This window comes from uncultured Aureimonas sp. (assembly GCF_913775355.1).
Taxonomy (GTDB): Bacteria; Pseudomonadota; Alphaproteobacteria; order Rhizobiales; family Rhizobiaceae; genus Aureimonas.
Map to the genome: position 1 here is coordinate 1 of NZ_CAJYIU010000093.1, position 4864 is coordinate 4864.

At 70.2% G+C, this 4864-nt stretch carries 4 protein-coding genes; all 4 read left to right on the forward strand.

The genetic code is table 11. The features are described 5' to 3' along the window. Positions 1 to 1176, forward strand: a 1176-nt coding sequence (locus QZ753_RS06630) for an OFA family MFS transporter (protein WP_294642103.1), incomplete at its 5' end; no start/stop codon positions are given. Between the two features lie 63 nt (positions 1177 to 1239). Then, positions 1240 to 1725: a formate dehydrogenase subunit gamma gene (locus QZ753_RS06635; RefSeq protein ID WP_294642104.1), complete on the forward strand. Its 486-nt coding sequence runs from the start codon at positions 1240 to 1242 to the stop codon at positions 1723 to 1725. Continuing rightward, a complete protein-coding gene (locus QZ753_RS06640) occupies positions 1722 to 3299 on the forward strand; it encodes an NADH-quinone oxidoreductase subunit NuoF (RefSeq protein WP_294642105.1) in 1578 nt (525 codons plus the stop codon). Before QZ753_RS06635 ends, QZ753_RS06640 begins: the two co-directional genes overlap by 4 nt. A gap of 13 nt (positions 3300 to 3312) precedes the next feature. After that, positions 3313 to 4864, forward strand: a 1552-nt coding sequence (locus QZ753_RS06645; RefSeq protein ID WP_294642107.1) for a molybdopterin-dependent oxidoreductase, incomplete at its 3' end; no start/stop codon positions are given.

Sequence of the window (4864 nt, forward strand, 5' to 3'; positions counted from 1 at the left end):
GGCTACATCTCGCCGGTCTCGACCCTCATCAAGTGGTTCCCCGACCGGCGCGGCATGGCGACCGGCATGGCGATCATGGGCTTCGGCGGCGGCGCGATGATCGGCTCGCCGCTCGCCGACATCCTGATGCGCCATTTCGCGAGCCCTGAGGGCGTCGGCGTCTGGCAGACCTTCCTGGTGCTGGCCGCGGGCTATTTCGTGTTCATGGTGGCCGGCGCGCTCGGCTACCGCGTGCCGCCGGAGAACTGGCGCCCGGCCGGATGGACGCCGCCGGCGGCAGCGGGCACGCGCATGATCGCGACAGGCGACGTGCATCTGAAGGACGCGCACAAGACGCCGCAGTTCTGGCTCATCTGGGTCGTCCTCCTCACCAACGTGACCGCCTCGATCGGCCTCATCGGCGTCGCCTCGCCGATGCTGCAGGAAATCTTCGGCGGTCGCCTGATCGGCGCGGCCGGCACCGCCTTCCTCGACTTCACGCCCGAGCAGCGCACGGCGGCAGCCGCCGTTGGCGCTGGCTTCGTCGGCCTCGTCTCGCTCTTCAACATCGGTGGGCGCTTCTTCTGGGCCTCCTTCTCCGACAGGCTCGGCCGCAAGACGATGTACGCGGTGATCCTGGCGCTCGGCATCGCGCTCTACGCGGCGCTCGTCCCCTTCTCGGCCTCGAGCGGGATCCTGTTCCTCTTCGTCGCCTCGTTCTGCGTGATCGCCTCCATGTACGGCGGCGGCTTCGCCACCGTCCCGGCCTATCTCGCCGACGTCTTCGGCACCAAGTTCGTCGGCGCGATCCACGGGCGCTTGCTGACGGCCTGGTCGCTCGCCGGCGTCTTCGGCGGCCTCATCACCGGCAACATCCGCGACGCCCAGATCGCGGCCGGCGTGCCGCGCGAGGCGGTCTACCAGCCGATCTTCTTCACCGTCGCGGCGCTTCTGGCGGTCGGCTTCGTCGCCAACCTCCTGGTCCGGCCGGTGGCCGAGAAGTACCAGATGCGGCAGGAGGCCAAGGGCGCGGCGACGGCGGCGCGGGGCGGCGCTGCGGCGGCGCCCGCGTTCGGCGACCACGGCATCGGCCGCGGCGGCTTCAACGGGCCGGCGATCGCCGCCTGGGTCGCCGTCGGCCTGCCGCTCCTCTGGGGCGTCTACATCACGCTTCTGAAGGCCACCGCCCTGTTCTAGAATGACACCCGAGCCGGCGCGCGCCTCGGCCGCGCCGGCTTCCGACCTTCTCGGGAGACCGACATGCTCGATGCCGCGCGACGCGCTCTGCCCTTCGATGCCGAGCGCCTGAATGAGATCATCGCCGCCCATGCGGGAAAGCCGGGCGCCCTCCTGCCGATCCTGCACGACGTGCAGGCCGAGTTCGGCATGGTGGACGACGCGGCGGTGCCCGCGATCGCGGCGGCGCTGAACCTGTCGCGCGCGGACGTCCACGGCGTCCTCACCTTCTATCACGACTTCCGCCGCCTTCCGGCGGGACGCACCGTGGTCAAGCTCTGCTCGGCCGAGGCTTGCCAGGCTGCGGGCGGCCGCACGCTGCAGGCGGCGGCCGAAGAGCTCCTCGGTGTGCCGATGAAGGGCACGACCGGCGACGGGGCGGCGACGCTGGAGCCCGTCTACTGCCTCGGCCTCTGTTCCGTCGCGCCTGCCGCGATGGTCGACGGCCGCATCCACGGCCGCCTGACCGCGGACCGCCTGACCGCCATCATCGAGGAGGCGATGCGATGACCCCGACGACCCGCATCTTCGTGCCGCGCGACGCGGCGGCCGTCGCCGTCGGCGCCGACGAGGTCGCCGCAGCGTTCCAGGCCTCGGGCCATGCGATCGAGATCGTGCGCGCCGGCTCGCGCGGCATGCACTGGCTGGAGCCGCTGGTGGAGGTCGAGACGCCGAACGGGCGCATCGGCTACGGGCCGGTCGCGCCCGCCGACGTCGACGCGCTGCTCGCGGCCGGGATGCTCGACGGAGCGGACCATCCGTCGCGGATCGGCCGGCCGGAGGAGCACCCGTTCCTCGCCCGCCAGACCCGCTCCACCATGGCGCTGTGCGGCATCGTCGATCCGCGCTCGGAAAGCGACTACGCCGCCCACGGCGGCTGGCGCGGCCTGAAGTCCGCCCTTGAAATGGACGCCGAGGCGCGGGTGCGGACGGTCACGGCCTCGGGCCTTCGCGGCCGCGGCGGCGCGGGCTTTCCGACCGGCATCAAGTGGGAGACCGTCCGCAAGGCCGCGGCGGCGCAGAAATACGTCGTCTGCAACGCCGACGAAGGGGATTCCGGCACCTTCGCCGACCGGATGACGATGGAGGGCGATCCGTTCCGGCTGGTCGAGGGCATGGTGATCGCCGGCGTCTCGGTCGGCGCGACCTACGGCTACGTCTACATCCGCTCGGAATACCCGCACGCGATCGAGGCGATGGAGCACGCGATCGCCGAGGCGCGCGAGGCCGGCTGGCTCGGCCGTTCGGTCGGCGGGTCGGGCCTCGCCTTCGACATGGAAGTGCGCGTCGGCGCCGGCGCCTATGTCTGCGGCGAGGAGACCTCGCTCCTGAATTCGATCGAGGGGAAGCGCGGCATCGTGCGCGCCAAGCCGCCGCTGCCGGCGCTCCAGGGCCTCTTCGGCAAGCCGACGGTGGTCAACAACGTCCTGTCGCTCGCCGCCATCCCGGCGATCTTTGCCGAAGGGCCGGAAGCCTACGAGCGGCTCGGGCTCGGGCGCTCGCGCGGCACGATGCCGGTGCAGCTGGCCGGCAACGTGAAATACGGCGGCCTCGTCGAGGTGCCCTTCGGCATCACGCTCGGAGAACTGGTCAACGAGATCGGCGGCGGCACGGCGTCGGGACGCCCGGTGCGCGCGGTTCAGGTCGGCGGCCCGCTCGGCGCCTACTTCCCTCCGTCCCTCTTCGACACGCCCTTCGACTACGAGGCCTTCGCCGCAAAGGACGGGCTGATCGGGCACGGCGGCATCACGGTCTTCGACGACACGGTCGACATGGCCCACATGGCGCGCTTCGCGATGGAGTTCTGTGCGGCCGAAAGCTGCGGCAAGTGCACGCCCTGCCGCATCGGCGCGGTGCGCGGCGTCGAGACGGTCGACCGCATCCTCGAGAAGCGCTCGGCGGGCCAGCCCGTGGCGAAGGAACTGACGCTGCTCGCCGACCTCTGCGACACCATGAAGTTCGGCTCGCTCTGCGCGCTCGGCGGCTTCACGCCCTATCCCGTGACGTCAGCGATGACCCATTTCCCCGAAGATTTCGACCTCGACCCCCGTCGCCTGCCGGCCGGTCTCGAGGCGGCGGAATAAGGAGGACACGACCATGTCTCTCGTTCCCGAAACCGACTACGGCACCCCGGCCCGCCGCGCCGAGAAACAGGTGACCCTCACCATCGACGGCGAGACGGTGACCGTCCCCGCCGGCACCTCGCTGATGCGCGCGGCGGCCGAGATGGGCACCAAGATCCCGAAGCTTTGCGCGACGGATTCGCTCGAGCCCTTCGGCTCCTGCCGCATGTGCCTCGTCGAAGTCGAAGGCATGCGCGGCACGCCCGCATCCTGCACGACGCTCGCCGCCGACGGCATGGTGGTGAAGACCCAGACCGACCGGATCGCCAAGCTCCGCCGCGGCGTGATGGAGCTCTACATCTCCGACCACCCGCTGGACTGCCTGACCTGCTCGGCCAACGGCGACTGCGAGCTGCAGGACACGGCGGGCGAGGTCGGCCTTCGCGAGGTGCGCTACGGCCAGCACGGCGAGAACCACGTGCATCCCCACGAGCACGGGAGCCCGAACCCGCTGTTCATGGAGAAGGACCTTTCCAACCCCTACTTCCAGTACGACCCGTCGAAATGTATCGTCTGCTCGCGCTGCGTGCGGGCGTGCGAGGAGGTGCAGGGAACCTTTGCGCTGACGATCGCCGGTCGTGGCTTCGACAGCCGCGTCTCGCCCAGCCAGGGCGAGGACTTCTTCTCCTCGGAATGCGTCTCCTGCGGTGCCTGCGTCCAGGCCTGCCCGACCGCGACGCTCATGGAGAAGTCGGTCGTCGCCATCGGCGTGCCGGAGCATTCGAAGGTCACGACCTGCGCCTATTGCGGCGTCGGCTGCTCGTTTAAGGCCGAGATGCGGGGCGAGGAGCTGGTGCGCATGGTGCCGTGGAAGGACGGCAAGGCGAACCACGGGCATAGCTGCGTCAAGGGCCGCTTCGCCTACGGCTACGCCAACCACCGCGAGCGCATCACCTCGCCGATGATCCGCAACTCGACCTCCGAGCCTTGGCGCGAGGTGTCGTGGGAGGAGGCGATCGCCCACACGGCATCCGAGTTCAAGCGCATCCAGGCGAAGTACGGGCGCAACTCGGTCGGCGGCATCACCTCGTCGCGCTGCACCAACGAGGAGGCCTACCTCGTCCAGAAGCTGGTTCGCGCAGGCTTCGGCAACAACAACGTCGACACCTGCGCCCGGGTCTGCCACTCGCCGACCGGCTACGGCCTGATGTCGACGCTCGGCACGTCGGCCGGCACCCAGGACTTCAAGTCGGTTGAGGATGCCGACGTGATCCTGGTGATCGGCGCCCACCCGACCGACGGCCACCCGGTCTTCGGCTCGCGGATGAAGAAGCGCCTGCGCCAGGGCGCCAAGCTCATCGTCGCCGATCCGCGCCGGATCGACCTCGTGAAGTCGCCCCACATCAAGGCGACCCATCACCTGCCGGTGAAGCCGGGCTCCAACGTCGCCCTCGTCAACGCGCTGGCCCACGTCATCGTCACCGAGGGGCTGATCGACGAGGCCTATGTCCGCGAGCGCTGCGATCTGGCCGAGTTCGAGTCCTGGGCCCGCTTCGTCGCCGACGAGCGCCACGCGCCGGAGAACC

Coding starts and splice junctions, on each gene's coding strand:
- QZ753_RS06635 (WP_294642104.1), top strand. CDS start 1,240: ATGCTCGATGCCGCGCGACGCGCTCTGCCCTTCGATGCCGAGCGCCTG.
- QZ753_RS06640 (WP_294642105.1), top strand. CDS start 1,722: ATGACCCCGACGACCCGCATCTTCGTGCCGCGCGACGCGGCGGCCGTC.